The following is a 1,097-nucleotide window of genomic DNA, read 5'->3' on the forward strand; positions in this document are numbered from 1 at the left end:
TCCGCCACAGAAGGTAACAGCCCTGTAATCGAAAAAGAATTTCCTCCGGAGTGTATCCTGAGTACGGCGGAACACGAGAAATTCCGTCGGAATCCGGGAGGACCATCTCCCAAGGCTAAATACTCCCTAGTGACCGATAGTGAACCAGTACCGTGAGGGAAAGGTGAAAAGCACCCCGGAAGGGGAGTGAAAGAGAACCTGAAACCGTGTGCTTACAAGTAGTCGAAGCCCGTTAATGGGTGACGGCGTACCTTTTGTAGAATGGACCGGCGAGTTACGATCGTAGGCAAGGTTAAGTGGATGACACGGAGCCGTAGCGAAAGCGAGTCTGAATAGGGCGAATGAGTATGCGGTCGTAGACCCGAAACCGTGTGATCTACCCATGTCCAGGGTGAAGGTCAGGTAACACTGACTGGAGGCCCGAACCCACGTATGTTGAAAAATGCGGGGATGAGGTGTGGGTAGGGGTGAAATGCCAATCGAACACGGAGATAGCTGGTTCTCTCCGAAATAGCTTTAGGGCTAGCCTCAAAGAAAGAGTACTGGAGGTAGAGCACTGATTGGACTAGGGGCCCTCACCGGGTTACCGAATTCAGTCAAACTCCGAATGCCAGCTACTTAGCTTTGGGAGTCAGACTATGGGTGATAAGGTTCATAGTCGAAAGGGAAACAGCCCAGACCGCCAGCTAAGGTCCCAAAGTATACGTTAAGTGGAAAAGGATGTGGAGTTGCTTAGACAACCAGGATGTTGGCTTAGAAGCAGCCATCATTTAAAGAGTGCGTAATAGCTCACTGGTCGAGTGACTCTGCGCCGAAAATATACCGGGGCTAAACGTATCACCGAAGCTGCGGATTGTTCTTCGAACAATGGTAGGAGAGCGTTCCAAGTGCAGTGAAGTCAGACCGTGAGGACTGGTGGAGCGCTTGGAAGTGAGAATGCCGGTATGAGTAGCGAAAAAAGAGTGAGAATCTCTTTCACCGAATGCCTAAGGTTTCCTGAGGAAGGCTCGTCCTCTCAGGGTTAGTCGGGACCTAAGCCGAGGCCGAAAGGCGTAGGCGATGGACAACAGGTAGATATTCCTGTACCACCTCATGAC

Annotated in this window: 1 rRNA gene; it reads left to right on the top strand. The window is 51.2% G+C overall.

What is annotated here, in order from left to right:
* A 23S ribosomal RNA gene (locus QBK89_RS14975) occupies positions 1–1,097 on the top strand; the annotation flags it as partial.

Source organism: Virgibacillus sp. LDC-1 (assembly GCF_030137545.1).
Lineage (GTDB): Bacteria > Bacillota > Bacilli > Bacillales > Amphibacillaceae > LDC-1.